General features: G+C 64.4%; 19 protein-coding genes and 1 pseudogene. 8 read left to right on the top strand and 12 right to left on the bottom strand.

Going from position 1 to position 24,446, the window contains the following annotated elements; all coding sequences use genetic code 11:
* Positions 1 to 168: 168 nt before the first annotated feature.
* Positions 169 to 1,590, top strand: a complete 1,422-nt coding sequence (locus tag R9B84_RS22685; RefSeq protein ID WP_423762341.1) for a PLP-dependent aminotransferase family protein — start codon at positions 169 to 171, stop codon at positions 1,588 to 1,590.
* A gap of 262 nt (positions 1,591 to 1,852) precedes the next feature.
* Complete coding sequence (locus R9B84_RS22680) at positions 1,853 to 2,611, top strand: hypothetical protein (RefSeq protein ID WP_423762340.1); 759 nt, start codon at positions 1,853 to 1,855, stop codon at positions 2,609 to 2,611.
* Between the two features lie 221 nt (positions 2,612 to 2,832).
* Here R9B84_RS22680 and fdhA read toward each other — a convergent pair whose 3' ends face one another.
* A complete protein-coding gene (fdhA, locus tag R9B84_RS22675) occupies positions 2,833 to 4,029 on the bottom strand; it encodes a formaldehyde dehydrogenase, glutathione-independent (protein ID WP_047902523.1) in 1,197 nt (398 codons plus the stop codon).
* Positions 4,030 to 4,282: 253 nt separating this feature from the next.
* Positions 4,283 to 4,474: pseudogene (locus R9B84_RS22670) on the bottom strand (hemolysin secretion protein D); the annotation flags it as partial.
* A gap of 86 nt (positions 4,475 to 4,560) precedes the next feature.
* Here R9B84_RS22670 and R9B84_RS22665 point away from each other — a divergent pair.
* From R9B84_RS22665 to R9B84_RS22655, 3 genes are all read left to right on the top strand, one after another.
* Entirely contained in the window at positions 4,561 to 5,025 is a 465-nt protein-coding gene (locus tag R9B84_RS22665) for a PAAR domain-containing protein (RefSeq protein WP_423762339.1), read from the top strand.
* Complete coding sequence (locus tag R9B84_RS22660) at positions 4,998 to 6,257, top strand: IS256 family transposase (protein WP_027787261.1); 1,260 nt, start codon at positions 4,998 to 5,000, stop codon at positions 6,255 to 6,257. The genes R9B84_RS22665 and R9B84_RS22660 overlap by 28 nt, the downstream gene beginning before the upstream one ends.
* A gap of 227 nt (positions 6,258 to 6,484) precedes the next feature.
* Entirely contained in the window at positions 6,485 to 7,117 is a 633-nt protein-coding gene (locus tag R9B84_RS22655) for a type VI secretion system amidase effector protein Tae4 (protein ID WP_423762338.1), read from the top strand.
* Positions 7,118 to 7,887: 770 nt separating this feature from the next.
* On the opposite strand, the gene R9B84_RS22650 is transcribed toward R9B84_RS22655, so the two are convergent.
* The 7 genes from R9B84_RS22650 to R9B84_RS22620 form a co-directional block, all read right to left on the bottom strand.
* The gene (locus R9B84_RS22650) at positions 7,888 to 9,078 is read right to left on the bottom strand and encodes an efflux RND transporter periplasmic adaptor subunit (protein WP_423762337.1); all 1,191 of its coding nucleotides are present in this window, start codon (positions 9,076 to 9,078) and stop codon (positions 7,888 to 7,890) included.
* Positions 9,078 to 10,991, bottom strand: coding sequence for an efflux transporter outer membrane subunit (locus R9B84_RS22645; RefSeq protein WP_423762336.1), 1,914 nt, complete (start codon positions 10,989 to 10,991; stop codon positions 9,078 to 9,080). Before R9B84_RS22645 ends, R9B84_RS22650 begins: the two co-directional genes overlap by 1 nt.
* An 8-nt stretch (positions 10,992 to 10,999) precedes the next feature.
* Entirely contained in the window at positions 11,000 to 11,938 is a 939-nt protein-coding gene (locus tag R9B84_RS22640) for a glycosyltransferase family 2 protein (RefSeq protein WP_423762335.1), read from the bottom strand.
* Positions 11,939 to 11,948: 10 nt separating this feature from the next.
* Positions 11,949 to 13,538, bottom strand: a complete 1,590-nt coding sequence (locus tag R9B84_RS22635; RefSeq protein WP_423762334.1) for a DHA2 family efflux MFS transporter permease subunit — start codon at positions 13,536 to 13,538, stop codon at positions 11,949 to 11,951.
* On the bottom strand, positions 13,535 to 14,818 hold the full coding sequence (locus R9B84_RS22630) for a glycosyltransferase (protein ID WP_423762333.1): 1,284 nt from the start codon (positions 14,816 to 14,818) through the stop codon (positions 13,535 to 13,537). The genes R9B84_RS22635 and R9B84_RS22630 overlap by 4 nt, the downstream gene beginning before the upstream one ends.
* 17 nt (positions 14,819 to 14,835) lie before the next feature.
* Positions 14,836 to 15,405: a methyltransferase family protein gene (locus tag R9B84_RS22625; protein ID WP_423762332.1), complete on the bottom strand. Its 570-nt coding sequence runs from the start codon at positions 15,403 to 15,405 to the stop codon at positions 14,836 to 14,838.
* A gap of 67 nt (positions 15,406 to 15,472) precedes the next feature.
* The gene (locus tag R9B84_RS22620) at positions 15,473 to 16,375 is read right to left on the bottom strand and encodes an alpha/beta fold hydrolase (RefSeq protein WP_423762331.1); all 903 of its coding nucleotides are present in this window, start codon (positions 16,373 to 16,375) and stop codon (positions 15,473 to 15,475) included.
* Positions 16,376 to 17,094: 719 nt separating this feature from the next.
* Between R9B84_RS22620 and betI the strand changes: the two genes are divergently transcribed.
* From betI to betA, 3 genes are read left to right on the top strand one after another with little or no spacing between them, the layout of a single operon-like run.
* Positions 17,095 to 17,679: a transcriptional regulator BetI gene (gene betI, locus R9B84_RS22615; protein ID WP_006480642.1), complete on the top strand. Its 585-nt coding sequence runs from the start codon at positions 17,095 to 17,097 to the stop codon at positions 17,677 to 17,679.
* 30 nt (positions 17,680 to 17,709) lie between these two features.
* Entirely contained in the window at positions 17,710 to 19,179 is a 1,470-nt protein-coding gene (betB, locus tag R9B84_RS22610; RefSeq protein ID WP_423762330.1) for a betaine-aldehyde dehydrogenase, read from the top strand.
* Positions 19,180 to 19,202: 23 nt separating this feature from the next.
* Complete coding sequence (gene betA / locus R9B84_RS22605; RefSeq protein WP_423762329.1) at positions 19,203 to 20,903, top strand: choline dehydrogenase; 1,701 nt, start codon at positions 19,203 to 19,205, stop codon at positions 20,901 to 20,903.
* A gap of 218 nt (positions 20,904 to 21,121) precedes the next feature.
* On the opposite strand, the gene R9B84_RS22600 is transcribed toward betA, so the two are convergent.
* Genes R9B84_RS22600 through R9B84_RS22590 form a run of 3 tightly spaced genes read right to left on the bottom strand, consistent with a single transcriptional unit; the run spans position 21,122 to position 24,432 of the window.
* Positions 21,122 to 22,213: a hypothetical protein gene (locus R9B84_RS22600; RefSeq protein ID WP_423762328.1), complete on the bottom strand. Its 1,092-nt coding sequence runs from the start codon at positions 22,211 to 22,213 to the stop codon at positions 21,122 to 21,124.
* Positions 22,214 to 22,241: 28 nt separating this feature from the next.
* A complete protein-coding gene (locus R9B84_RS22595; protein WP_423762327.1) occupies positions 22,242 to 23,318 on the bottom strand; it encodes a hypothetical protein in 1,077 nt (358 codons plus the stop codon).
* Positions 23,319 to 23,346: 28 nt separating this feature from the next.
* Complete coding sequence (locus R9B84_RS22590; RefSeq protein ID WP_423762326.1) at positions 23,347 to 24,432, bottom strand: hypothetical protein; 1,086 nt, start codon at positions 24,430 to 24,432, stop codon at positions 23,347 to 23,349.
* Positions 24,433 to 24,446 lie beyond the last annotated feature (14 nt).

The raw sequence follows: 24,446 nt of genomic DNA, 5'->3' as shown, positions 1-24,446 counted from the left end.
TGGTCAGACGTCGGGAACAGAACTTGCGAAAGGATGCCCGCTCGTCAGACGAAAGAAAAGGATCAAAGTCCATCAAAAACTTGCGGATCAGCGATTGGGGCGCAATGGCGCGTGACGGGTGCCGTGCTACTCTTTTTTCAGCAAGGCCCGAGCGGCCGGAGGGCTGGCATGAAGCGATATGCAGCGCTGGCACAGACGATCGCCGATGCGATCCGGCGCGGCGACCTGGCGGCCGGCGCGCGCATCCCCACCGTGCGTGCGGCCTGCCGCGCGTATGGCGTGAGCCCATCCACCGTATTTCGCGCGTACTACGCGCTCGAAAGCGAGGGTCTGATCGTCGCGCGCCCGCGGTCCGGTTATTTCGTTGCGAACCTCGAAGACAAACACGTCCGGTTCGGCCACGATCCGCCGCGCAAGCCGGCCGCTGCGCAAACCAGCGGCGACGATCCGCTGTTCCGCCTGCTCGACTCCGTCAAATGCGAAGACATTGTCCCGCTCGGCTCGGCATTCGCCAGCTATTCCCTGTTCCCGATGAGCAGCCTGTGGCGCTACGTGGCGTCGGCGGCCCGCAGCATGGACCACACGAAACTGCTGTCCGGAATGCCGCCCGGCAACGACGCGCTGCGTCGCGAGATCGCGTTGCGCTATCTGAGCGCGGGTGCGGCCTTGCCGATGGACGAGATCGTCATCACGACCGGCGCGCTCGAAGCGCTGACGCTCAGTCTGCAGGCGCTGACGCACCCCGGCGACATCGTCGCGATCGAACGACCGGCATTCCATGCGGTGCTGCAGGCCGTGCAGCGCCAGCATCTGAAGGCCGTCGAGATTCCGGTCGACCCGCGCACCGGCCTCGACCTCGATGCGCTCGCCGAAGCGCTCGACACGCATCCGGTGCGCGCCTGCTGGTTCATGACGTCGTTCCACAACCCGACCGGCGCGACGTTGACCGACGAGCGCAAGCGCGCGCTGATCGACCTGCTCGCGTCGCGCGGCGTGCCGCTGATCGAGGACGACGTGTACGGCGAACTGCATTTCGGATCGGCACCCACGCGCCCCGCGAAACTGTATGACCACAGCGGGCTCGTCCTGCATTGCGGTTCGTTCTCGAAATGCCTCGCGCCCGGGTTCCGGATCGGCTGGGTCGCAGCCGGACGCTACGTGCGGCAAATCCGGCAGGCGAAAGGCGCGAGCGCGCCGTCGGCGGACGTGCCCGCGCAGATGGCGATTTCGAGCTACCTGCGCGACGGCACATACGACCGGTTCCTGCAGAAACTGCGGCGCAATCTCGCCGCGCACCAGGCGCAGATGCTCGCCGCCGTTCGCGCATATTTTCCGGCCGGCACCGAAGTGTTCACGCCCGGCGGCGGATATTTCCTGTGGATCGAACTGCCACCGCGCGTGGATGCGATGCACCTGTTCGGCGATGCGATGGAAAACGGCGTCAGCATCGCGCCGGGGCCGATCTTTTCCGCGACCGGCGGATTCCGCCGTTATCTGCGGCTCAACTACGGCCGGCCGTGGACACCGGCCGTCGAGCGCGCGATGCAGACCATCGGGACACTCGCGGCCCGGCAGCGGCACGACGGTTAACGCAGAACGTGCGGATCGCGACGACCGACATGCGCCTTGCGTTTCGCGCACGAGCGACAAAGAATGAAACGGAAGGCAGTCACGGACGAACGTGTTCCATGCGTCCGATGTTATGGAGAATCACATGAGCACCGCATGCGAACGACAGTCGACGACGCGCGCTCCGCTGGATGCCGGCACGCGTGGATCGATTGCCTCGTACAAAAAAGTCACGGTCGCCGGCGATCGTTCGTCTCGTTGACGGCGCCTGCCACTTCGAACGATGCGAGTCCTCCCCAACCGGAACGTTCGCGCACACGATGCCTGGCGCGCCGTGCTGATCACGCGCGCCGAATCGCGGCATGCCGCTTGCTGCCGCTGCAGGGAATGCGGCTTCGTTGCGTTCCGCGCACTCGAGCACTGCCCTGTCTGCGGCCAGTGGAACTGGCCGTTCGATCCGATTCGCCGCGCGTCGGACGATGCGCTCGCGACGCATGTGCCGCAGTCGTTCCACACGTGGTCGTCGCGCGTCGCGCGTACGCTGCGCAACGCGGCCTTCCGGCAGCCACGCGCATCGAGCGCACCGGTCCTGAGCATCCTGACGCTCGTGCTGCTGGTCGGCGGCTACGTGATGGTCGACCGGACATGCAAGGCCGATCCCGTTTGTCGCGACTCCGGTACGCCTGCTGCGTCAGCGACCGAGCCCGCCCTGCATGCATCGACCGATCCGGTGCTGCCGGTGTTGCCGGTACCTGTCTACCCGTTTCATTCGACTGACGGAACGCAACTGGCGGCCGATCCACAACACGGCGCCCCAAGCGCCGGCGAACCCGCAAACCGGATGCCGGTTGCGCAGGCCGCGCCGTCGATTCGCGAGCCTGGTCGGACGCACGGCGGGACAGTTCGCCTCGCGGGCTGGCGACACAGTCGCGATCCCGTGCATCGCACGCACGCAATCCGCCGGGTTGGCCTGCACGCCGGCAATGTGCGGCGCACCGCAACCGGCAACGCCGACGGCACGAAGCTCTATCGCGGCCACTGAGCGCGCTGTCCGGCGGTTCTCGCGCCCGCCACTTCAATTTTCCAAACCGGTACTCGAAGAAAACCGTTTGCGTCGCGACGGACGCGCGACGTTCAATGGGTCATTCGCCGGCGCATGCCCCGCCCGCCTCGCCGCCCCCGCAATGAAAACGGGCGGCCCGTTTCAGGAGCCGCCCGTTTCGCGTTTCGCGTTTCGCGTTTCGCGTTTCGGAGACTAGCGCATCAGGCCGCCAGCAACCCGTGCGGGTCGATGACGAATTTGCGCGGTGCGCCGCCGTCGAACTTCTTGTAGCCTTCCGGCGCCTGGTCGAGCGAGATCACTTCGACGTTGACGATCTTCGCGATCGGCAGACGGTCGAACAGGATCGCCTGCATCAGGTTGCGGTTGTACTTCAGCACCGGCGTCTGGCCCGTGAAGAACGAATGCGACTTCGCCCAGCCGAGGCCGAAGCGGATGCTCAGGCTGCCGTGCTGCGCGGCCTTGTCCTTCGCGCCCGGATCGTCGGTCACGTACAGGCCCGGGATGCCGATCGCGCCGGCCGGCCGCGTGATTTCCATCAGCGAGTTCAGCACCGTCGCGGGCGCCTCTTCCGAGTGGCCCGACGAACCGTGGCCGTGCGCCTCGAAGCCGACGCAATCGACCGCGCAGTCGATCTCGGGCACGCCAAGAATCTGCTCGATCTGTTCGCCGAGCGATGCGTCCTTCGACAGGTCGACCGTCTCGAAGCCCATCGCCCTTGCATGCGCGAGGCGTTCCGCGTTCATGTCGCCGACGATCGTCACGGCCGCGCCGAGCAGGCGTGCCGAGGCCGCCGCCGCCATCCCGACCGGGCCCGCACCCGCGATATAGACCGTCGAGCCCGGCTTCACGCCCGCGCTCACCGCGCCGTGATAGCCGGTCGGCAAAATGTCGGACAGGCAGGTCAGATCGCGGATCTTCGCCATCGCCTGATCGCGGTCGGGGAATTTAAGCAGGTTGAAATCGGCATACGGCACGAGCACGTATTCGGCCTGGCCGCCGATCCAGCCGCCCATGTCGACGTAGCCGTATGCGCCGCCGGCACGCGACGGGTTCACGTTCAGGCACACGCCCGTATGCGTGTCCTTGCACATCGCACAGCGGCCGCACGCGACGTTGAACGGCACCGACACGAGATCGCCGAGCTTCAGCGTCTCGACGTCGCGGCCCACTTCGACCACTTCGCCCGTGATCTCGTGACCGAGCACGAGGCCGACCGGTGCGGTCGTGCGGCCGCGCACCATGTGCTGGTCGGAACCGCAGATGTTCGTGCTGACCACCTTCAGAATCACCCCGTGGCCGATCGCGCGGCCGCTCGGATCGACCATCTTCGGATAATCGATGCTCTGGACTTCGACCTGGCCCGGTCCAAGATAGACGACACCTCGATTGCTGCTCATCGTATTGTCTCCATGTCTCGTTGGATGGCGCGGCGGCACGCCGGCGAATGCGGCGCGCACGCAACGTGCTGTTCGAGAGTAGTCCGGGAGGCAGGGGCGCCGATGTCTCAAACGCGACATGCGTTTGAACGGCGCCGACATCGATGGCGGAAATACGAAAGCCGGGCGGGAAACGACGGGAGGCGGCGTGCGGCGGGACACGCCGGGGGCCGGACCAACCCTGGCGGCCGGCCCGCCCCTTTTTCGGCAGGCGTTACCCGCCCTGATGCTCGCGAATGACCGCCGCGGCGGCCGCATCGGCCTCGCTCGCGACACCGTCGTGCACGCGCGTGCTGACGGCCGGCGTCGGCGGCTCGCTGTCGAGCGCGTGGCCGTTGCGATCGTGCGTGTCGACCGTCGCGCGCATCGACAGACCGACACGCAGCGGGTGTGCGGCGAGATCGCGCGTCTTGAATCGTACTGCCGACAAAATTGAGATGGCCTCGGGCATCGTGACGCTAGGATTATGGCTTTCCGGGGGAGACTCAAAACATGATGCGACGAATCGCAGTAGTAGGCGACACGCTGTCGAGCGGCGGTCAGATAAGCACATATAGCGGGCCGGCGTTCAAGATGGGCAGCCATCAAGCCGCCCTGATCGGCGGACAGGCTTTCTGTGCCGCATGCAAGCGTCCTGGAGTTATCGCCAAGTCAGGCGGGCCATATCGAATAAAATTCATGGGCGAAGTCGCGCTAGATGGCGACATCGTGATTTGCGCGTGCCCGACACCCCCACACATCGTCGCATCGCTCGGTGGCGAAAAATGGTGCGATGACCGAGTAGAAGGCAGCGGGAGGGTGATTTCGAGCCTCACTACAACTGGCGGCGTCGCGTCGATCAAAAAAGGGGCCTTCGACGAGCAAGTGAGGGCGAGCCTATCCGAAACTTTGTGTGCGAGGCATAAACTGGCGACCAAGGAGCCACTTTTATGCCACGCAAACGCAAGGAAGAAGTGACGATCGAACCGGGCAAGGGCTTGAACCTGGACCCGGAACTGATCAAGCAACTGGTGCCCGGAACGCTGGACCGGGCGACGATCAACGAGCAGCTTGCCGCGCTCAAGAAGGCGATCTTCGAGCGGGCGCTGGGCGGCGAACTGACCCACCATCTCGGCTACGAGAAGGGCGAGGCCAAGCCGTCGGACAGCACGAACCACCGCAACGGCACCAGTCGCAAGCGCATCACGACCGACGACGACCTGCTCGACGTCGAGATTCCGCGTGACCGCGAAGGAACGTTCGATCCGGTGCTCATTGCCAAGGGCGAGCGACGTTTTACCGGCTTCGACGACAAGATCATCGCGATGTACGCGCGCGGCATGAGCGTGCGGGAGATTCAGGGGTTCCTGCTGGAGATGTACGGCATCGAGGTATCGCCGGACTTCATCAGTACAGTGACCGACGCGGTGATCGACGAAGTGCGTGAATGGCAGCAGCGGCCGCTCGAGCCGATGTATCCGGTCGTGTTCTTTGACGCCTTGCGCGTCAAGATTCGCGACGAAGGCGTGGTCCGCAACAAGGCGATCTACTTGGCGCTCGGCGTGCGCCGCGACGGCACACGTGATGTGCTCGGCCTCTGGATCGAGCAGACCGAGGGCGCCAAGTTCTGGCTGCGGGTCGTCAACGACCTGAAACTGCGTGGCGTGCAGGACATCCTGATCGCCGTGGTCGACGGCCTGAAGGGCTTCCCGGAAGCGATTAACACCGTGTTCCCGGAAACGACGGTTCAGACCTGCATCGTGCATCTGATCCGCAACTCGCTGGACTTCGCGAGCTGGAAAGATCGCAAGTCGGCTGCCGCCGCGCTCAAGGAGATCTACCGGGCACCGACGGCCGAGGCGGCCGCCGTGGCGCTGGACGCGTTCGACGCTGGACCGTGGGGCACGAAATACCCGCCAATTGCCGCGCTCTGGCGGCGAGCCTGGGAGCAGGTGATTCCCTTCTACGCGTTCGCGCCGGACATCCGGAAGATCATTTACACCACGAACGCCATTGAGTCGCTGCACATGCAGCTTCGCAAGATCATCAAGGCGCGCGGCCACTTCCCGTCGGACGAGGCCGCGCTGAAGCTGATCTGGCTGGCGCTGCGCAACGTCGTTGCCAAGTGGACCGGCTCCCGGCACGATTGGAAGAGCGCGATGACCCAGTTCGCGCTGCTTTACCCAGAGCGCTTTAGTATCGGAATCTGAGTTTTAACCCGCCTCACACACGAAATTCCGGATACCTCCGTGAGGGCAACCGAACATCAGGTGGATGGCTTACCCTACTACATCGAAACGGCAGACGGGCGCGTGCATTCCGGCCGTCTTGGTACGGACGGAGTCTTGCCGCGAATCCATACCGGAGACAACCCTGACCACTACACAGTCTTCTGGGGCGACGATGCACTTGCGAAGCAACACGGGGACGAATAACAATGCCGCATACCAAACCGTCAAAGGTCCGCTCAAACGACACACCACGATCTCAGAAGTCGATTCCTGTTCCTGCAATCACGTTCAAAGAGCTGTGGGATAACTTCCCTTCCGGCAACCCGTACGACGATCCGGCATACAAGAATCAATGCGCCATCCGCTTAAGTGTCACGTTGCATCGTGTCGGCGTCGATATGAAGTCGTTCAATTCAAAAACGGTCAAGCCGATATCAGGTGCAAAGACAATCGGACGCATCATGCTTGACGGAAAGTCGACAGCGACACGCGCCGATGAACTAGGCGAATGGTTGCAGTTACAACCATTTTCCGGTCTTCCAAAAGCCGAGAACATCACAGGACCAGATTGGGAATCTAAGGTCAAGGGCCGTACAGGTATCATTCAGTTCTCAAAGTATTGGACACGGGACGGCGAATCCGCATCAAGTGCGACAGGCGGACACATAGATCTCTGGAACGGCTCACGCTTAACAGTTAGTAGCTTTTGGAATGGCTTCGCGACATGGGGACGATACTTCGGGACTTCGTCGTTTCGACAGGGAGAAACCTTGTTTTCGCAAGCCGCGTATTCCGACCTTGGCGGATCGAAGAAAATTCTATTTTGGGAAATCAAGTGAAACGAATTGCGATATCGCTATGCGGCTTGCTGTTCGGATTGCTCGTCACATGGACTTTCTTCTACACGTTCAGTCATGTCCACGGGTCCGCAAGACCTGACCGCATCGCGACTGGCTGCAACGAGCTAGGCAAATGCGCGACTCCTTGGTGGGTTGCACCGGTATTGATTTCGTATCTTTGCGGCCCCGCTATAGCATTCTGCGCACTTAACGCGGTTGCTTGGAAGCGATGGCCGGTCAGAAAGTGGGCGCTATGGGGCATCGCAATTCTTGTCGTTACCAGCACCCTTTACCTTGCCGATCACTTCGCGAAGTAATCACGCGGCCCGATCGACGCGGGCCACTTTCATTATTCTTCTGTGTGCACATCGCACCACAAACGCACCGAGCGATCGCTGCGTATCAAGTTGAGTGCGATTGTCACCCTCAATGATTTGTCGACTCGCGGAGTAATGCACCTATCGATTTCGCCCAGGCAAGCCCAAAAATATCATGGGCCGGGATTGACAGAGCAAGTTTAACGAACGAATCGGCATCATCTATTTTTTCGTCTGCTGCCGGCAGGATGGCGACTCCGCCCGTCCATCGCTTTCCCCATACTCAACGCCATCGCGGATCAGCGATGGTCTGCGCACAAGTGGGGAATCGTGTTCGATTGCGCGCCCCTCTTCGTCATACTGTTTCATCTCGCAACGTACGCAATACCTGCGTTAGGGCTTGTCGGCTGATACGTTGTCCGATTGCCCGCGGCCAATCGAGCGCCAAAGCCCTCACCCGCCCTGATGCTCGCGAATGACCGCCGCGGCGGCCGCATCGGCCTCGCTCGCGACACCGTCGTGCACGCGCGTGCTGACGGCCGGCGTCGGCGGCTCGCTGTCGAGCGCGTGGCCGTTGCGATCGTGCGTGTCGACCGTCGCGCGCATCGACAGACCGACACGCAGCGGGTGTGCGGCGAGATCGCGCGGATCGATCGCGATCACGACCGGCACGCGCTGCACGACCTTGATCCAGTTGCCGGCCGCGTTCTGCGACGGCAGCATCGAGAACGCACTGCCCGTGCCCGCCGAGAAACCCTGCACGCGACCGCGATAGGCCACGCGCGTGCCGTACAGGTCCGACACGACCTCGACCGGCTGCCCGACGCGCATGTGGCGGATCTGCCCTTCCTTGAAATTCGCCTCGATCCACAGCCGGTTCAACTGCACGACCGACATCAGCGGCACGCCGGGCCCGACCTGCTGGCCGACCTGCACCGAGCGCTGCCCGATCGTGCCGTCGACGGGCGCGACGATCGTCGTGCGCTTCAGGTTCCGGTACGCGAGCTTGAACTGCGCGGCTGCCTGCACGACGGCCGGGCTTTCGTCGACCGGCAGCTTGCTGCCGAGCGCGCGCGCGGCATCGAGCTGCGCCTGCGCGGCAGAGAGATTCGCCTGCGCGCCGGCCACCGCCGCGCGCGCACGCGCCAGTTCCTCGGGCGCGACGATCTCGACCGATGCGCCCGAGCGCGCCGCGAACGCACGCTGCGCGAGCGACAGGTCGGCACGCCGCGCGTTCACGGCCTCGACGTACATCGTGTTCGAAATCTTCGCGTTCGCGACCTGCCGCACGGCCTGCGCGAGCTGCGCCTTCGCCTGTGCGAACGCGACGGACGCCTCGGTGTCGTCGAGCCGCACGAGCGTCTGTCCGGCGCGCACGGCCTGCGTATCGGCGACCAGCACGTCGGTCACGGCGCCGGGAACCTGCGCGGCGACCTGCACGATGCTGCCCGCGACATACGCGTCGTCGGTGTCTTCGTAATAGCGGTCGCTCAACAGCCAGTACGCGATCCATGCGAGCGCGGCCACCAGCACGACCGCGAAGAACACGGTGAAGCGCTTGCGGCGCGTCGCGCGGCGCGCATCGAGAGCCGGGTCGTTCAGCGCGGCCGGCTGCGCGGCGGTATGAAGGTTGTCGTGGTGCATCAGTCGCTTTGCGTAACGATCAGACGATCGTGCTGGAAGACGGGGATCGCCGGCGTGACCGACGGGCCCGGCGCCGGGCTCGCCGATGCCGTGCGCGCGAGAACAGGCGTACCGCGAGGCGTCGCGCCGGGGTGGGTCGCACCGATCGTCGACGGATGCACCGCGTCGTCGCGCGGTGCGGGTGCAGGTGCAGGTGCAGGTGCAGGTGCAGGTGCAGGTGCAGGTGCAGGTGCAGGTGCAGGTGCAGGTGCAGGTGCGGCACTCGCCGTGCCGGTAGCCGGCGGCACGACACTGCGTCCCTGACGCGCATCGGCGGAAACAGCTGCCGCCGCCCGATTCGCGACCGCAGCCGCCCCAGCGCTCGCCGCACCGCGCCGTGCCGCTCCGCTGCGCGCCTGATGCACGGCCGGTGCCTGCGCAACCGTTGCGCCCGCATCGAACCCGCCGCCCAGCGCGCCGATCAACCCGACGCGCAGCGTCCGTTGCCGGCCGAGCAACCCGATCATCTGCGCGCGCTCGTCGATCAGCGTGAGATCCGCGACATCGACATCCTTCTGCATCAGCACGCCGCGCCGGTGGCGGTCGGCCGCGATCTGCACGATCTTCTGCGCGGCCGCCACCGCGTCCTGCTGCTGCGTGACGAGCGTCTGCGAGGTCTGCAGCGACGTGACGATCTGCGCGACTTGCCCGAGCGCATCGTCGACGGTCTTGTTGTACAGCCCGATCGCGACGTCGGCCTGCGCGACATCCGCACCGAGCTTCGCTTTGAGCCGGCCGCGATCGAAGATCGGCAGCGAGATCGCGGGGCCGACGGAACCTGCGAGCGAGTCGCGCGAGAACAGCGACGCGGGCGTCAGCGCGAACACGCCGCCGAGCGCGACGAGGTTCACGTCCGGATAGAACTGCGCACGCGTCGAATCGGCATTCGCGAACGCGGCTTCGACGCGCAGCCGCGCGGCGACGATGTCGGGCCGGCGGCCAAGCAGGTCGGCCGGCAGCCGCGACGGCACGGCGTTGCCCGCGAACGCGCCGACGCGCGGCCGCTGCAGCGCGAGCCCGCGCTCGGGGCCGCGCCCCGACAGCACGCCGAGCTGCAGTTGCGCGAGCTTGATCTGCTCGTCGTTCAGCGCGATCTGTTCGAGCAGGCGGGTGCGCTTGATCGATGCGTCGCTCGCGTCGTACGCGTTGTCGAGGCCGCGCGCGGTGCGCTCGCGCAACACCGCCGTCACGCGCTGGCTGATCTTCAGCTTCTGCTGCAGCAGGTCGCGCACCGCGTACGCCTGATCGAGCTGGCAGTACACGGTGACGATCGCGACGGCGAGCGTGAGCCGCACCTGTTCGGCCTCGACACCCGCCGCGTCGCGCAGCGACATCAGGCTCTTCGTCGCGGCGCGGTTCTTGCCCCACAGGTCGAGCTGGTAGTTGAGCCCGACGAACACCGACGACGGCGATACGTTCGGATCGCCGAAGATCTCGACCGGCACGCGATAGCCGCCGACCGACACGTTGGCGACGTCGTCGCCCGGCTTCGGCATCCGCGCGCGGCTGACCGTGGCACCGGCCGTGCCCGTCAGCCCCGTCAACGAATCGAACTGCTGAAGCTGCGCCTGCGCGATCCGCAGCCGCGCCTGTGCGACCTGCAGATCGGGGTTGTTCTGCGAGGCCTCCGCCACCAGTGCGTCGAGCTGCGGATCCTGCAACTGCTTCACCCAGTCGGGCGCCGGCCATGCGCCGTTCGCGCCGGGGCCGGCCGTGTGCGCGAGCGCATCGCCGGCCGGCGCGCGCAGCAACAGCGAAGGCAGGAAGCCCGACGGCACGCATCCGCCCAACGCCAGCAACACGGCCATCGCCGCGACCATCGAGCCGCGTTGCACGCCACACGCCAGACCCGCCGCTTTCTTCACACGCCGCATCGCGCCCCTCACCCCTGCTGAATGCGCTGCGCGCGTGCGGCCAGCCGTGGCCGTGTGCGTTCGAGCGGACCGAGCCGGCCGAACAGGCCATCGGCGACACCGAACAAGATGCCGGCGAGCTTCGCGCGCTTGTCGCGCTCGACGAGCGCGATCTGCACGACCTGCCACACGGTCAGCAGGTTCGGCACGATCGCCACCGGAAAGCGCAGCCCGTACTGCATCCCGAGCTGCACCGCATTGCGCGCGCTGTAGTAGCGCCGTTGCCACGAGTGATTCATCGACGTCATTTCAAAAGGGCCGATCGTGTGACGCTGCTTCGCGCCGATCCGGTGCGGCAGCACCAGCGACGGCACGACATAAAGCGGCACGTTGCGCGACAGCGCGCGGAAGCTGTATTCGGTATCGACGTGATCGATGAACAGCGTCTCGTCGAACCGGCCGAGCACGTCGAACGCGTCGCGCGATACGACGCAGCCCGACGAGATCAGGAATGCGCAGCGCTGCAGCGACGCGCCCGGCTCGATGCGCAGGCGGCGCAGCCCGATCCCGTTGGTCGACAGTTCGGGCAGGAAGCTGCGCGCGTTCTCGTCGAAGATGCGCGGGCCGGCCAGGAACGCGCGCCCCGCGAGCCCCGCGCAGACATCGCGCATCGTCGGGAAATACGCGGCCGGCACCGAGGAATCCTGATCGAACAGCGCGACCGCATCCATGCGATCGCGAAACAGCGCCGCGAGCCCCGCGTTGTATGCGCCCGCGATCCCGCCACGATTGCCGTGATGCAACAGCGCGATGCCTTCGCGCGCGCACAGGTCGCGCGCCCGCGCATCGGGCTGCGGCGTGTTGTCGACGACGAGCAACGCGTCGCACGCATGCCGCCACGCACCAAGCGCTTCGAGCTGCGCGTCGCTCGGGTGATACAGGATCACGAGTGCGCCGAGTGTCGTCATGTTCCTCTCCTCAATGTCCGAAGGACGCCGCCGCGCCGCGCTTCGGCCGCGTCAGCCACATCATCGCGGCGAGCACGAGGCAGGTCATGCTCGCCATCCAGAACATGTCGTTCGTCGCCATCATGTATGCCTGCTGCATCACGACCTGGTGCAGCGTCGTCAGCTCGCGCACGCCGTCCACGCCCATCGCGTTCAGCGCATGCACGAAGCGCTGCGTGTTCGCCGACGCATGCGTGACGGATTGCGACACGACGTCGTAGTGATAGGTCGCGCGGTTGTCCCACAGCGTCACGCTCATCGCGGTGCCGAACGCGGCCGACAGCGTGCGCAGGAAGTTCGACAGGCTCGACGCGGCGGCGAGCCGGTCGTCCGGAATGCGCGACAGCGTCGCGGCGGTCAGCGGAATGAAGAAGAGCGGCAGCCCGATCCCCTGGATCAGGCCGGGCGCGGCGATCTGCGCGAACGTCATCTTCAGCGTGAAATGCGCGTCCCACGCGAGCACGCCCGCGAACACGAGGAAGCCCACCGTCGCGAGCACCCGCGCGTCGAAGCGATGCGCGTACAGGCCGACGAGGATCGAGAACACGAGCGCGAGCACGCCGAGCGATGCCGTCGCGAGCCCGGCATGAAACGCGTTGTAGCCCATCACGGCCTGCATCCACAGCGGGAACACGACGCCGACCACCGAGAAGCTCATCATCCCGAGCGAGATGATCAGTACGCAGAACGAGAACGTGCGATCGCGAAACAGGCCGAGATCGACGACCGGATGCGCCTCGCCCGCCTCCCAGATCAGCAGCGATACGATCGAGAGCCCCGCGACCACCGCGAGCGTGACGATCAGCGGCGAATCGAACCAGCCGCGATCGTGGCCGAGATCGAGCATCGCCTGCAGCGAGCCGACGCCGATCACGAGCAGCACGATGCCCGGCACGTCGATCGGGCCGGCCGCGCCGCGCTGCGCGTCGGGGCGCAGCATCGCGGTGCACACCGCGAACGAGAACAGCCCGATCGGCAGGTTGATCAGGAAGATCCATGGCCACGAGAAGTTGTCGACGATCCAGCCGCCGACCACCGGCCCGAAGATCGGCGCGAGCAGCACCGTCATCGCCCACAGCGCGAGCGCGATCGTGCGCTTGTCCGGCGGGAACGTGCGCAGCAGGATCGTCTGCGACAGCGGCACCATCGGCCCCGAGCACAGCCCCTGCAGCGCGCGGCAGATCACCAGCACATGCAGGTCGCGCGCGAGCCCGCACAGCAGCGACGTCAGCGTGAACAGCAGCACCGCGCCGACGAACAGCCGCAATTCGCCGACGCGGCGCGCGAGCCAGCCCGTCAGCGGCACCGCGATCGCGGCCGCGACCGAATACGAACTGATCACCCACGTGCCCTGGCTGTTCGATACGCCGAGACTGCCGGAGATCGCCGGCACCGCGACGTTCGTCACGGTCGAGTCGAGCACCTCAATGAAGGTCGCGAGCGACAGCGCGAACGTCAGCAGCGCGAGCCGGATGCCGCGCACCGGCTGCGCGGCCGGTGCCGGCGCGTCGAACGCGGACGGCGCGACGGGCCCGTCGTGAAGCGGCGACGCGGTGCTCATGCGCCGGCCGCCGCGACATCGGCCCGCGCGGGCGCCCGCCTGCGCTTCGGCGCGAACCATTCGATGAAATCGGCGGCCGCGTGACAGCCTTCCGGCGCGGCGGCGAGCAGCGCACGGGCGCGCTCCGCATGCACCGCGAATGCGGGTTCGTCGAGCACGTGCGCGAGCGCCGCGCCGAGACGCGCGCCGTCGACCGGGCCGTCGACGCGCACGCCGCAGCCGCTCGCCGCGACGCGTTGCGCGTTGTCGAACTGGTCGTGCGCGAACGGCGTCACGACCTGCACGATCCCGGCCTCGTACGCGAGCGCCGCGGTGCCGATCCCGCCGTGATGCACGAGCGCGCGGCAACGCGGCAGCAGCGTGCGCATCGGCACGAAGCGGCGCACGAGCAGCCGGTTGCCGTCCGGCGCCGCATCGTGCGGCGTCAGCAGGATCCCGCGCGCGCCGGTCGCGCGCAGCGCGTCCGCCACCGCGCGCGCGTATGCCGCGTGATCGACGCGTGTCGAACCGGCCGTGAACACGACCGGGGGCTCACCGGCCGCGAGAAACGCATCGAGTGCCACATCATCGTCAGGTGTCGCGATATCGTTGAACAGCGGAAAGCCGCTTTGCAGATGATTCGACGGCCAGTCGGGCTGCGGCGGCGCGAACCAGCCGGGAAACAGGCACAGCACGCCGTCGGTCGAATGCAGCCAGCGGCCGAGCACGCGCCGCGCGGGCGCAAGCCCGAGATCGCGGCGAACTGCGTCGAGCGCGGGGCCGCACACGCGGTCGAGCACCTGCCGCTCGATCAGCGTCATCAGCGCCGATTTCACCGCCAGCGGCCAGCGCGCGGGAATCGTCAGGCGCGGGTGCGTCGGCGGCGCATGCGCGGACAGCAGCGTCGACGGCGATACCTGCACCGACACGTACGGCGTACCGTGCAGCTCCTGCATGAAGCGCGCGGAGAACGCCCACAGCGTGCCGACGAGCACCGTATCGTCATCGGTCAGCGCACGCAGCGCGTCGTAATGCGGCCGCAGCATCGGCGCGATCACCTGCCAAAGCGTGCGGAACGACGTGCGCGGGTCCCACAGCGCGGGATTCGCCATCGCGGCCTCGTATTCGGCCGCGGTGCCGACCGGCACGAATGCGAAACCGCAGCGACGCACGGCCGCCTCGAACGGCGCGTGCGTGCAGAACACGACGTCGTGACCGCGCGCCGCGAGCGTGCGCGCGACGCCGAGCAACGGATGCACGTCGCCCGCCGAGCCGATCGCGGTCACGATCATCTTCGCCATCGCGCGCCTCGCGGGTGTCAGTAGAAACCGGGAATCAGCGCCGCGACCTCGCGGCGGTACTGCGCGTACGCCGGCCCGAAATACCCGGTCAGCCAGTTCTCCTCGACGCGCACCTTGTACGCGAGCGACGCGAACACGAGCAGCACGCCGATCACGCCGCGCCATTCGCCGCCGATCAGCGCGGCGCCGACGAGCGCGAGCAGGCAACCCGTGTAGATCGGGTGACGCACGAGCGCGTACGGCCCCGTGCGGACGAGTTCGTGGTCTTCCTTCAGCGTGACGGACACGCTCCAGTTCGTGCCGAGATGCAGCCGCGCCCACACCGAGAACAGCAGGCCCGCGACCAGCACCGCGAGCCCGCACTGCGCCTGCAGGCCGAAGCGCTGCCAGTCGGGAATCAACGCCTGCCATGACGGATCGGGCAGGATGATCAGCGCGCCGCCGACGATCAGCGGAATCGACTGCAGCGTGCGCGAGCGCGACGCTTCCTTGCGCACGGTCGTCTTCACGCCCTGCGACGTGGCGATCCAGTACGCGAGCCATGCGGCCCAGGGAACGACGATGGCGATGGTCTGAACGATATTCACGGCTGGCCTGCCTCGTTGGGATGGGAATTCGGATGCGCGGGGCGGGCCCGCGGCACGACGTGCGGCGTCACGACGACAGCGCGTGCATCGGCGCGGGCGCGCACGCATGCGCGGCGGCGCGCGCGAGGCCGGCCGCGACCGGCGACCCGTCGCAGAAGAAATCGAGCAGCGCCGCACGCGTGTATTCGCGCTGCGCGCGGCCTTCGATGTCGAGGAAATGGCCGGCGTCCGGCACCGTCGCGAACCGCGCGCGCGGCACGTGCGCGCCGAGCTGGCGGACGTCGGCCGGCGTCGTGTATTCGTCGCGCTCGCCGTTCAGGAACAGCAGTTCGCAGCCGATGTTCGAGAATTCGCTGAAGTAGCGCTCGGGCTGCAGCGACAGGATCTGGTCGACGTGGAACGCGACCTGGTCCTGCTCGTCGCGCGGCAAGCGCGTGAGATACCGGTAGTTGTACAGCTTCATGATGCGCGGCAGGTAGCGGCCGACGGTGTCGTTCAGCAACTGCGCGGCCTTCAGGTTCTCGCCGGCCGCGATGTGGTCGCGTGCGCGCGTCACGTAGTCGACCATCGCGTCGTTCAGGAACGGCGAGAACGAGCAGATCGCCGCACGCCGCACGCTCGGGCAGCCGCGGGCGAGCGCGAACAGCGATGCGACGCCGCCCCACGACACCGACACCAGGAACGCCGGCGCGAAGCGCTCGACCAGATGCTGGAGGATCGCAGCTTCGTCGTCCTTGGTCAGGATGAAGCAGCCCGGGTTGTGCTGGCGCGACTGCCCCGCGTACGGCAGGTCGAAGCAGATCGTATTCATCCGCTCGCCGAGATACTGGACGGTCTGCCCGAACGACGCGGTCGTCGCGAGCGCGCCGTTGACGAGCATCGCCGTGTCGAACGCCGGGTCGAACACGTTCCGTTCGACGTAGACCTTCAGACCATTCGGCAGCGGGACCACGTGTTTTTCGGTCGGCATCGTCGTTCTCCGGTGGATGCGGCGTCTCGGCGTCGCGGCATGCTGCAGGTGCACAATGGCTGGCGCGGGCCCGGTCGCGGCCGTTTTCCGCGCCCATGGCCGACGCACCGCGGCAAATGCCGGCGGCGCCGATTCATTCCTCGCAGTGCGGCGCCATATTAATACGGACAATATTACTTACTCAAGTCACCCAACGATCATTTCCATTAGACCTCCAAATACACTGAATCCGAATTTTTTTCGTAATTTTCGTGGTATGAGGAATCTCACGGGAGGCCATGGCAATCGTTTGCGCCAGATTCCGGAAAGCCGTGAAGAATCGAACAAATTTCCATAATATTCAATACCTTATACCACTTCAATCATTCGATTTAAACGCATTTCATGAAATCGTCACCCCACACGATCGTCTCCCGTTTTTTTCACATCGCGGAGAATATCAAGAACCTCAACAATCCTTCATTCCGTAATGAAAACGAAGACCTGGAACGCTCCGAAGTATTGCACCGCCTTTTAGAATCCGTTTTAAACAAACTTCTCTTTATTTAACCTTCTTTCAAACGTTTTTCCGCAGTTGCACAATCGCCCAAGGCAATCGATCCCTTTTTCTGACACACCTCATCGGTCCCTACCCCGATTTTTTATTGATTGATCGTTCAATAAAAAACCACTAAGCTCTCGACTTCCATGGATAGCCCGTCCGGGCGAACGGAGTCGCGATGCCGAAAGTCGGAATGCGGGAGATTCGCCGCGCACAGTTGATCGACGCCACGCTGCGTTCGATCGACGAAGCGGGCCTGCCCGGCACGACGCTCGCATCGGTCGCGCAACGCGCGAACATCTCGACGGGCATCGTCAGCCACTATTTCGGCGACAAGGACGGCCTGCTCGAAGCGACGATGCGGCACGTGCTGCGCGACTTGTGGTCGGCCACCACGCGCCGCCGCGTGGCGGCTCGCAAGGATCCGCGTTCGCGGCTGCGTGCAGTCGTCGCCGCGAACTTCGACGACACACAGGTCAGCGCGCCCGTGATGAAGACGTGGCTCGCGTTCTGGTCGCAGAGCATGCACGACCCGATGCTCAAGCGCCTGCAGCACGTCAACACGCGGCGCCTCCATTCGAACCTGTGCGCCGAATTCGCGAAGGCATTGCCGCTCGCGAAGGCGCGCGAAGCCGCCAGCGGCCTCGCCGCGCTGATCGACGGCCTGTGGCTGCGCGGCGCGCTCGCCGGCGGCCCGATCGACACCCGGGCGGCATTGAAGCTCGCCCACGATTACATCGACCTGCTGCTCGCGTCCGACTGACGCTACTCAGTCGCCCTCAAGGAGATACTCATGTCCGTATTCGGTTTGCAGCGCCTCTACATCGGCGGCGGTTACGTCGACGCCACGAGCGGCAAGACTTTCGACACCTTCGATCCCGCCACCGGCGAACTGCTCGCACAAGTGCAGCAGGCGAGCGCGGCCGACGTCGACCGCGCGGTTGCGTCCGCACAGGAAGGCCAGCGCGAATGGGCCGCGATGACCGCGATGCAGCGCTCGCGCATCCTGCGCCGCGCGGTCGACCTGCTGCGCGAGCGCAACGACGAGCTCGCGGCGCTCGAAACGCGCGACACGGGCAAGCCGATCGGCGAAACGCTCGCGGTCGACATCGTCACCGGCGCGGACGTGATCGAGTACTACGCGGGCCTCGCGACCGCGATCGAAGGGCTGCAGGTGCCGCTGCGCGCCGATTCGTTCGTCTACACGCGCCGCGAACCGCTCGGCGTGTGCGCGGGCATCGGCGCATGGAACTACCCGATCCAGATCGCGTGCTGGAAGACGGCGCCCGCACTCGCCGCCGGCAATGCAATGGTGTTCAAGCCGAGCGAAGTCACGCCGCTGACCGCGCTGAAGCTCGCGGAAATCTATACGGAAGCCGGCGTGCCGGCCGGCGTGTTCAACGTCGTGCAGGGCGACGGCTCGGTCGGCGCGCTGCTCACCGGCCACCCGGACATCGCGAAGGTGTCGTTCACCGGCGGCGTCGAAACGGGCAAGAAGGTGATGTCGCTGGCCGGCGCATCGTCGCTGAAGGAAGTGACGATGGAGCTCGGCGGCAAGTCGCCGCTGATCGTGTTCGACGATGCGGACCTCGACCGCGCGGCCGACATCGCGGTGACCGCCAACTTCTTCAGCTCGGGCCAGGTCTGCACGAACGGCACGCGCGTGTTCGTGCACCGCTCGATCAAGGACGCGTTCACGCAGCGCGTGCTCGAACGCGTGAAGCGCATCCGCGTCGGCAAGCCGACCGATGCCGATACCAACTTCGGCCCGCTCGTGTCCGCCGCGCAGCTCGACAAGGTGCTCGGCTTCATCGACAGCGGCAAGGCCGAAGGCGCGAAGCTGCTCGCCGGCGGCATGCGCCTGACCGACGGCCACTTCGGCAGCGGCCAGTACGTCGCGCCGACCGTGTTCGGCGATTGCCGCGACGACATGAAGATCGTCCGCGAGGAAATCTTCGGGCCGGTGATGAGCATCCTCGATTTCGAATCGGAGGACGAAGTAATCGCCCGCGCGAACGACACGCACTTCGGCCTTGCGGCCGGCGTCGTGACCGAGAACCTGTCGCGCGCGCACCGCACGATCCATCGCCTCGAAGCCGGCATCTGCTGGATCAACACGTGGGGCGAATCGCCGGCCGAGATGCCGGTTGGCGGATACAAGCAATCCGGTGTCGGACGCGAGAACGGCATCACGACGCTCGAGCACTACACTCGGATCAAGTCGGTGCAGGTCGAGCTCGGCCGCTACAACCCGGTGTTTTGATTCTTGAAGGAGGAGAACCCGTCATGACGACACGCGAATACGACTACATCATCTGCGGCGCAGGTTCCGCGGGCAACGTGCTCGCAACGCGCCTGACGGAAGATCCGGACGTCACGGTGCTGCTGCTCGAAGCGGGTGGCCCCGACTACCGCTTCGACTTCCGCACGCAGATGCCGGCCGCCCTCGCCTATCCGCTGCAGGGCCGCCGCTACAACTGGGCGTACGAGACCGACCCCGAGCCGCACATGGACAACCGCCGGATGGAATGCGGCCGCGGCAAGGGGCTCGGCGGCTCGTCGCTGATCAACGGGATGTGCTACATCCGCGGCAACGCGCTCGACTATGACAACTGGTCGACGCACAAGGGCCTCGAGAACTGGACGTATCTCGACTGCCTGCCGTACTTCAAGAAAGCCGAGACGCGCGACGTCGGCCCGAACGACTATCACGGCGGCAACGGCCCCGTGTCGGTCACGACCAGCAAGCCGGGCGCGAACCCGCTGTTCGAAGCGATGGTCGACGCGGGCGTGCAGGCCGGTTATCCGCGCACCGACGACCTGAACGGCTATCAGCAGGAAGGCTTCGGCCCGATGGACCGCACCGTCACGCCGCGCGGCCGCCGTGCGAGCACCGCGCGCGGCTATCTCGACCAGGCGCGTGCACGGCCCAACCTCGAGATCGTCACGCACGCACTCGCCGACCGCATCCTGTTCGACGGCAAGCGCGCATCGGGCGTTACGTACCTGCGCGGCAGCGAGCGCGCGACCGCGCATGCGCGCCGCGAAGTGCTCGTGTGCAGCGGCGCGATCGCGTCGCCGCAACTGCTGCAGCGCTCGGGCGTCGGCCCCGGCGCGTGGCTGAAGGAACTCGACATTCCCGTCGTGCTCGACCTGCCCGGTGTCGGCCAGAACCTGCAGGACCATCTGGAGATGTACATCCAGTACGAGTGCAAGGAGCCCGTGTCGCTGTACCCGGCGCTCAAGTGGTGGAACCAGCCGAAGATCGGCCTCGAATGGATGCTGAACGGCACCGGCCTTGGCGCGAGCAACCACTTCGAGGCGGGCGGTTTCATCCGCACGCGCGACGACGATCCCTGGCCGAACATCCAGTATCACTTCCTGCCGGTGGCGATCAACTACAACGGCTCGAACGCGATCGAGATGCACGGCTTCCAGGCGCACGTCGGCTCGATGCGCTCGCCGAGCCGCGGCCGCGTGAAGTTGCGCTCGCGCGACCCGAACCAGCATCCGAGCATCCTGTTCAACTACATGGCCGAAGCGCTCGACTGGCGCGAGTTCCGCGATGCGATCCGCGCGACGCGCGAGATCATGCGGCAGCCCGCGCTCGACCGCTATCGCGGCCGCGAGCTGAACCCGGGCGCCGACTGCAAGAGCGACACCGAACTCGATGCGTTCGTGCGGGCCCGCGCAGAGACCGCGTTCCATCCGTCGTGCTCGTGCAAGATGGGCTACGACGACATGGCAGTGGTTGACGAAGAAGGACGCGTGCACGGGCTGGAAGGCCTGCGTGTGGTCGATGCGTCGATCATGCCGATCATCACGACCGGCAACCTGAATGCGCCGACGATCATGATCGCCGAGAAGATCGCCGACAAGATTCGTGGCAAGCAACCGCTCGCGCGTGTCGATGTGCCGTATTTCGTCGCGAACGGCGCGCTGGCGCGGGATGTTGCGAAGGCCGTGCGGCAGCCGGAGACGGTCTGACGGGGCGCGACACCGATACAAGGCATGACCGGGATTCGCATTACGTCTGCTCTATCCCGGTCTGCATTCTCGGTGACGCGCATGTTCCCGGATAACGGTGATGGCTGATGCCTCATGCGGGGCAGGCATCCGATTCAGCACTCGGTCCCCGGAATGCTCCCCGCCTCTCGCTCCGAGCAATGAAATCCGTTGTGTTGGACGCCGGATTTCGGTGGCCCCTATCGCGACACGACTGACACCGAGATCGGACGCCCTTTGGCGTCGACCAGTTCATAGCCGCGATCACCGGCATAGCGGTAGAAGACATCCGTGCGCGATTTGACAGGTGTCGTGTCGAAGCCGCTCAAATCCGCATCCGGGGCACACAAGCGTTCCACCTCCTCGGGCCACCGGTAGGCGGCCTTCTTGCGTGTCACCCACCAGTCGATTAGCGGTCCCGTTGCACACCAGTAGAGCAGGCGGACAAAGGGGCGACTGATATACAGATCCCACCAATCCGGGTTGGGTGTGCTCACAGGAAAACCGCTTGGTTTGTGTACGCGGCCGAGTCTCCGCAAATGATCATCAGGCTGGATCGCCTCCAGGCCGTGCTCCATGTAGCGACGGATGAATTCGAGGCGATCCAGATTGGCCCAAAATGTAGTTCCATCGGCTGAACCGAAATGGCCATCCACATTATATGGTTGACTGTAGTACCTTCTAATAAATTCTTTTGATACTTTTCCAAAAATCTGACGGGGGTGTGGAAAGTAAAGACGCAATTGGAATTGGCCATTCAAACTTTGCCCTAACTCCGTGAATGGTCGCACGTCACGCCAATTTACATGCAGAACTTCGTCTTTTACTCCGAGCATGTGAATAATCTGCGCCTTCCTGTTGAATCGCGGCGACAGAGATGTTGCTCCGATGAAGCAGATCCAAAAAAAATATCCCAGAAATATGAGAGAAGCCGCATAGAAAATCACACTGGGGAGTAGAGCCGAAACATAGTTTCCATGTGCCATGTCCACCGCCACCGAGTCGCCTAACAACCCATAGATGACCAAGACGAGAACGAAGTGGTGCATCAGCGCGCAGAGGTACAGGACAAGCGAACATCGCCCACGCCAGAAATCTGGCTCGATATAACGCTCGTTGAACATACGCGAATCCGAAACGTCGTCGCTGAAACATACCCTGGATGGCAACATCGCTATCGTGATGCCCGGCAACCCGATATGGTCGCTTTTGGCGCGGAGTGCCTCGATCTGCTTTTCGAAGCCGGCCGCATCCGTCGGCTGTAGGGTGGGGTCGTCCTCAGTCGTACTCATAGGTAGTTGCTTTCACCCAGCACGTCGATCACGACACATTCGCTTTCAAGATCGGACGCCCTTTGGCATCGACCAGCTCGTAACCGCGATCACCGGCATAGCGGTAGAACACGTCCGTGCGTGATCTGACAGGCGTCGTGTCGAAGCCACTCAGATCCGCATCCGGGGCACACAAGCGCTCCACCTCCTCGGGCCACCGGTAGGCGGCCCTCTTGCGTGCCACCCACCAGTCGATCAGCGGTCCCGTCGCAAACCAGTAGAGCAAGCGCATAAAGGGGCGACTGACAAACAGATCCCACCAATCCGGATTCGGCGTGTTTCCTAGAAAGCCGCTCGGCTTGCGCACACGGCCGAGCCTTCGCATCTGTTCATCAGGCTGAATCGCCTCCAGGCCGCACTCCATGTAGCGACGGATGAATTCGAGGCGATCCAAATTGGCCCAAAAGGTTGTGCCATCACCAGCGGCGAAGTCGCCACCCAAATCGAACGGCTCGCTGTAACGCTTACGGATATAGTCCTTGGATACCTTACCGAACGTTCGATGTGGCTGGGGGAAGCAAAGCTGAAGACGGAATCGACCATTCAATGTCTGGCCAATTTGCGTGAACGGCCGGACGTCTCCCCACCGCAAATGCAGCACCTGGCGGCCCCACGGCACGTGCACGAGTTGCGCCTGGCGATTAAATCGCGGCGACGGCGATATCGCACCCAGGGCTGAAAACATAAAGATAAATCCATAGCAGAATAAAAAAATAAGATACACGATGCCAGATTGAAATAAATCAACCATATTAATTCGTTTGATATCCCCCCATCCATGAAGTAGCGAATACAAGACTGCCACGAGCGTGAGGTGATGCGCCAACGCAAAAAAATACGTAATCAGCAAGCACTGCCCTCGAACGAAATCCGGCTCGATATAGCGCTCGTTGAACATGTGCGAATCTGATACATCGTCCCGAAAAAACACACTAGGTGGCCACATGGCCAGCGTTATGCTGGGCAAACCGATATAGTCGTTTTTTGCCCGCAGCGCCTCGATCTGCTTTTCGAAGCCGGCCGCATCCGTCGGCTGTAGGGTGGGGTCATCCTCAGTCGTACTCATAGGTAGTTGCTTTCACCCAGCACGTCGATCACGACGCATTCGCTTTCAAGATCGGATGCCCTTTTGCATCGACCAGCTCGTAACCGCGATCACCGGCATAGCGGTAAAACACGTCCGTGCGCGATTTGACAGGCGTCGTGTCGAAGGCGCTCAGATCCGCATCCGGGGCACACAAGCGTTCCACCTCTTCGGGCCAGCGATAGGCCGCCCTCTTGCGTGCCACCCACCAGTCGATCAGCGGTCCGGTCGCACACCAGTAGAGCAGGCGGACAAAGGGGCGACTGACATACAGGTCCCACCAGTCCGGGTTAGGTGTGCTCGCTGGAATGCCACCCGGTTTGTGAACACGGCCGAGCCTTCGCAACTGATCATCGGGTTGAATTGCCTGGAGGCCGTGCTCCATGTAGCGACGGACGAATTCAAGGCGATCCAAGTTGGCCCAAAAGGTAGTGCTGTCACCTGAGGCAAAGTCAGCGTCTACATCAAACGGCTCGCTATAGCTCTTACGAATGAAGTCCTTGGATACCTTTCCGAATGTCCGACGCGGTTGTGGAAAGCAAAGTCGAAGACGAAATCGACCGTTGAGTGATTGGCCAATTTGCGTGAACGGCCGAACGTCACGCCATCGGAGATGCAGCATCTGATTCCCCCATGGCACGTGTACAAGTTGTGCCTGCCGGTTGAATCGCGTTGACGGAGAGATGGCGCCAATGAAGCAGATCCAAAAAAAGTACCCCAAAATAAGCAGGAAAAAAGCATAAAAAAGCACACTAGGAAGTAGAGCCGACAGGTAACTTCGCTGCTCGATTTGTGCTGCCACCGATTCGTCAAACAATCCATAGACGACTATGGCAAGAACGAAGTGGTGTACCAGCGCACAGAAATAAAGAACGAGTGAGCATCGCCCGCACCAAAATTCTGTCTCGATATAGCGCTCGTTGAACATACTCGAATCCGAAACGTCGTCTCTGAAACACACTCTGGGCGACCACATCGCAATCGTGATGCCTGGCAAACCGATATGGTCGCTTTTGCCACGGAGTGTCTCGATCTGTTTTTCGAAGCCCGCCGCATCCGTCGGCTGCAGGCTGGGATCGTCCTGAGTCGTACTCATAGGGAGTTGCTTTC

It is taken from the genome of Burkholderia sp. NLJ2 (assembly GCF_049487195.1).
In the GTDB taxonomy this organism is placed as follows: Bacteria; Pseudomonadota; Gammaproteobacteria; order Burkholderiales; family Burkholderiaceae; genus Burkholderia; species Burkholderia pyrrocinia.
This window is presented reverse-complemented; position numbering and strand designations above follow the sequence as displayed.

Bases quoted from the DNA above. Each gene is read 5' to 3' on its own strand.
- R9B84_RS22635 (WP_423762334.1), bottom strand. From the start codon at position 13,538: ATGAGCACCGCGTCGCCGCTTCACGACGGGCCCGTCGCGCCGTCCGCG.
- R9B84_RS22645 (WP_423762336.1), bottom strand. From the start codon at position 10,991: ATGCGGCGTGTGAAGAAAGCGGCGGGTCTGGCGTGTGGCGTGCAACGC.
- R9B84_RS22655 (WP_423762338.1), top strand. From the start codon at position 6,485: ATGCCGCATACCAAACCGTCAAAGGTCCGCTCAAACGACACACCACGA.
- R9B84_RS22650 (WP_423762337.1), bottom strand. From the start codon at position 9,078: ATGCACCACGACAACCTTCATACCGCCGCGCAGCCGGCCGCGCTGAAC.
- R9B84_RS22640 (WP_423762335.1), bottom strand. From the start codon at position 11,938: ATGACGACACTCGGCGCACTCGTGATCCTGTATCACCCGAGCGACGCG.
- betA (WP_423762329.1), top strand. From the start codon at position 19,203: ATGACGACACGCGAATACGACTACATCATCTGCGGCGCAGGTTCCGCG.
- R9B84_RS22660 (WP_027787261.1), top strand. From the start codon at position 4,998: ATGCCACGCAAACGCAAGGAAGAAGTGACGATCGAACCGGGCAAGGGC.
- R9B84_RS22590 (WP_423762326.1), bottom strand. From the start codon at position 24,432: ATGAGTACGACTCAGGACGATCCCAGCCTGCAGCCGACGGATGCGGCG.
- R9B84_RS22600 (WP_423762328.1), bottom strand. From the start codon at position 22,213: ATGAGTACGACTGAGGACGACCCCACCCTACAGCCGACGGATGCGGCC.
- betB (WP_423762330.1), top strand. From the start codon at position 17,710: ATGTCCGTATTCGGTTTGCAGCGCCTCTACATCGGCGGCGGTTACGTC.
- R9B84_RS22595 (WP_423762327.1), bottom strand. From the start codon at position 23,318: ATGAGTACGACTGAGGATGACCCCACCCTACAGCCGACGGATGCGGCC.
- R9B84_RS22665 (WP_423762339.1), top strand. From the start codon at position 4,561: ATGATGCGACGAATCGCAGTAGTAGGCGACACGCTGTCGAGCGGCGGT.
- R9B84_RS22620 (WP_423762331.1), bottom strand. From the start codon at position 16,375: ATGCCGACCGAAAAACACGTGGTCCCGCTGCCGAATGGTCTGAAGGTC.
- betI (WP_006480642.1), top strand. From the start codon at position 17,095: ATGCCGAAAGTCGGAATGCGGGAGATTCGCCGCGCACAGTTGATCGAC.
- fdhA (WP_047902523.1), bottom strand. From the start codon at position 4,029: ATGAGCAGCAATCGAGGTGTCGTCTATCTTGGACCGGGCCAGGTCGAA.
- R9B84_RS22630 (WP_423762333.1), bottom strand. From the start codon at position 14,818: ATGGCGAAGATGATCGTGACCGCGATCGGCTCGGCGGGCGACGTGCAT.
- R9B84_RS22680 (WP_423762340.1), top strand. From the start codon at position 1,853: ATGCGAGTCCTCCCCAACCGGAACGTTCGCGCACACGATGCCTGGCGC.
- R9B84_RS22685 (WP_423762341.1), top strand. From the start codon at position 169: ATGAAGCGATATGCAGCGCTGGCACAGACGATCGCCGATGCGATCCGG.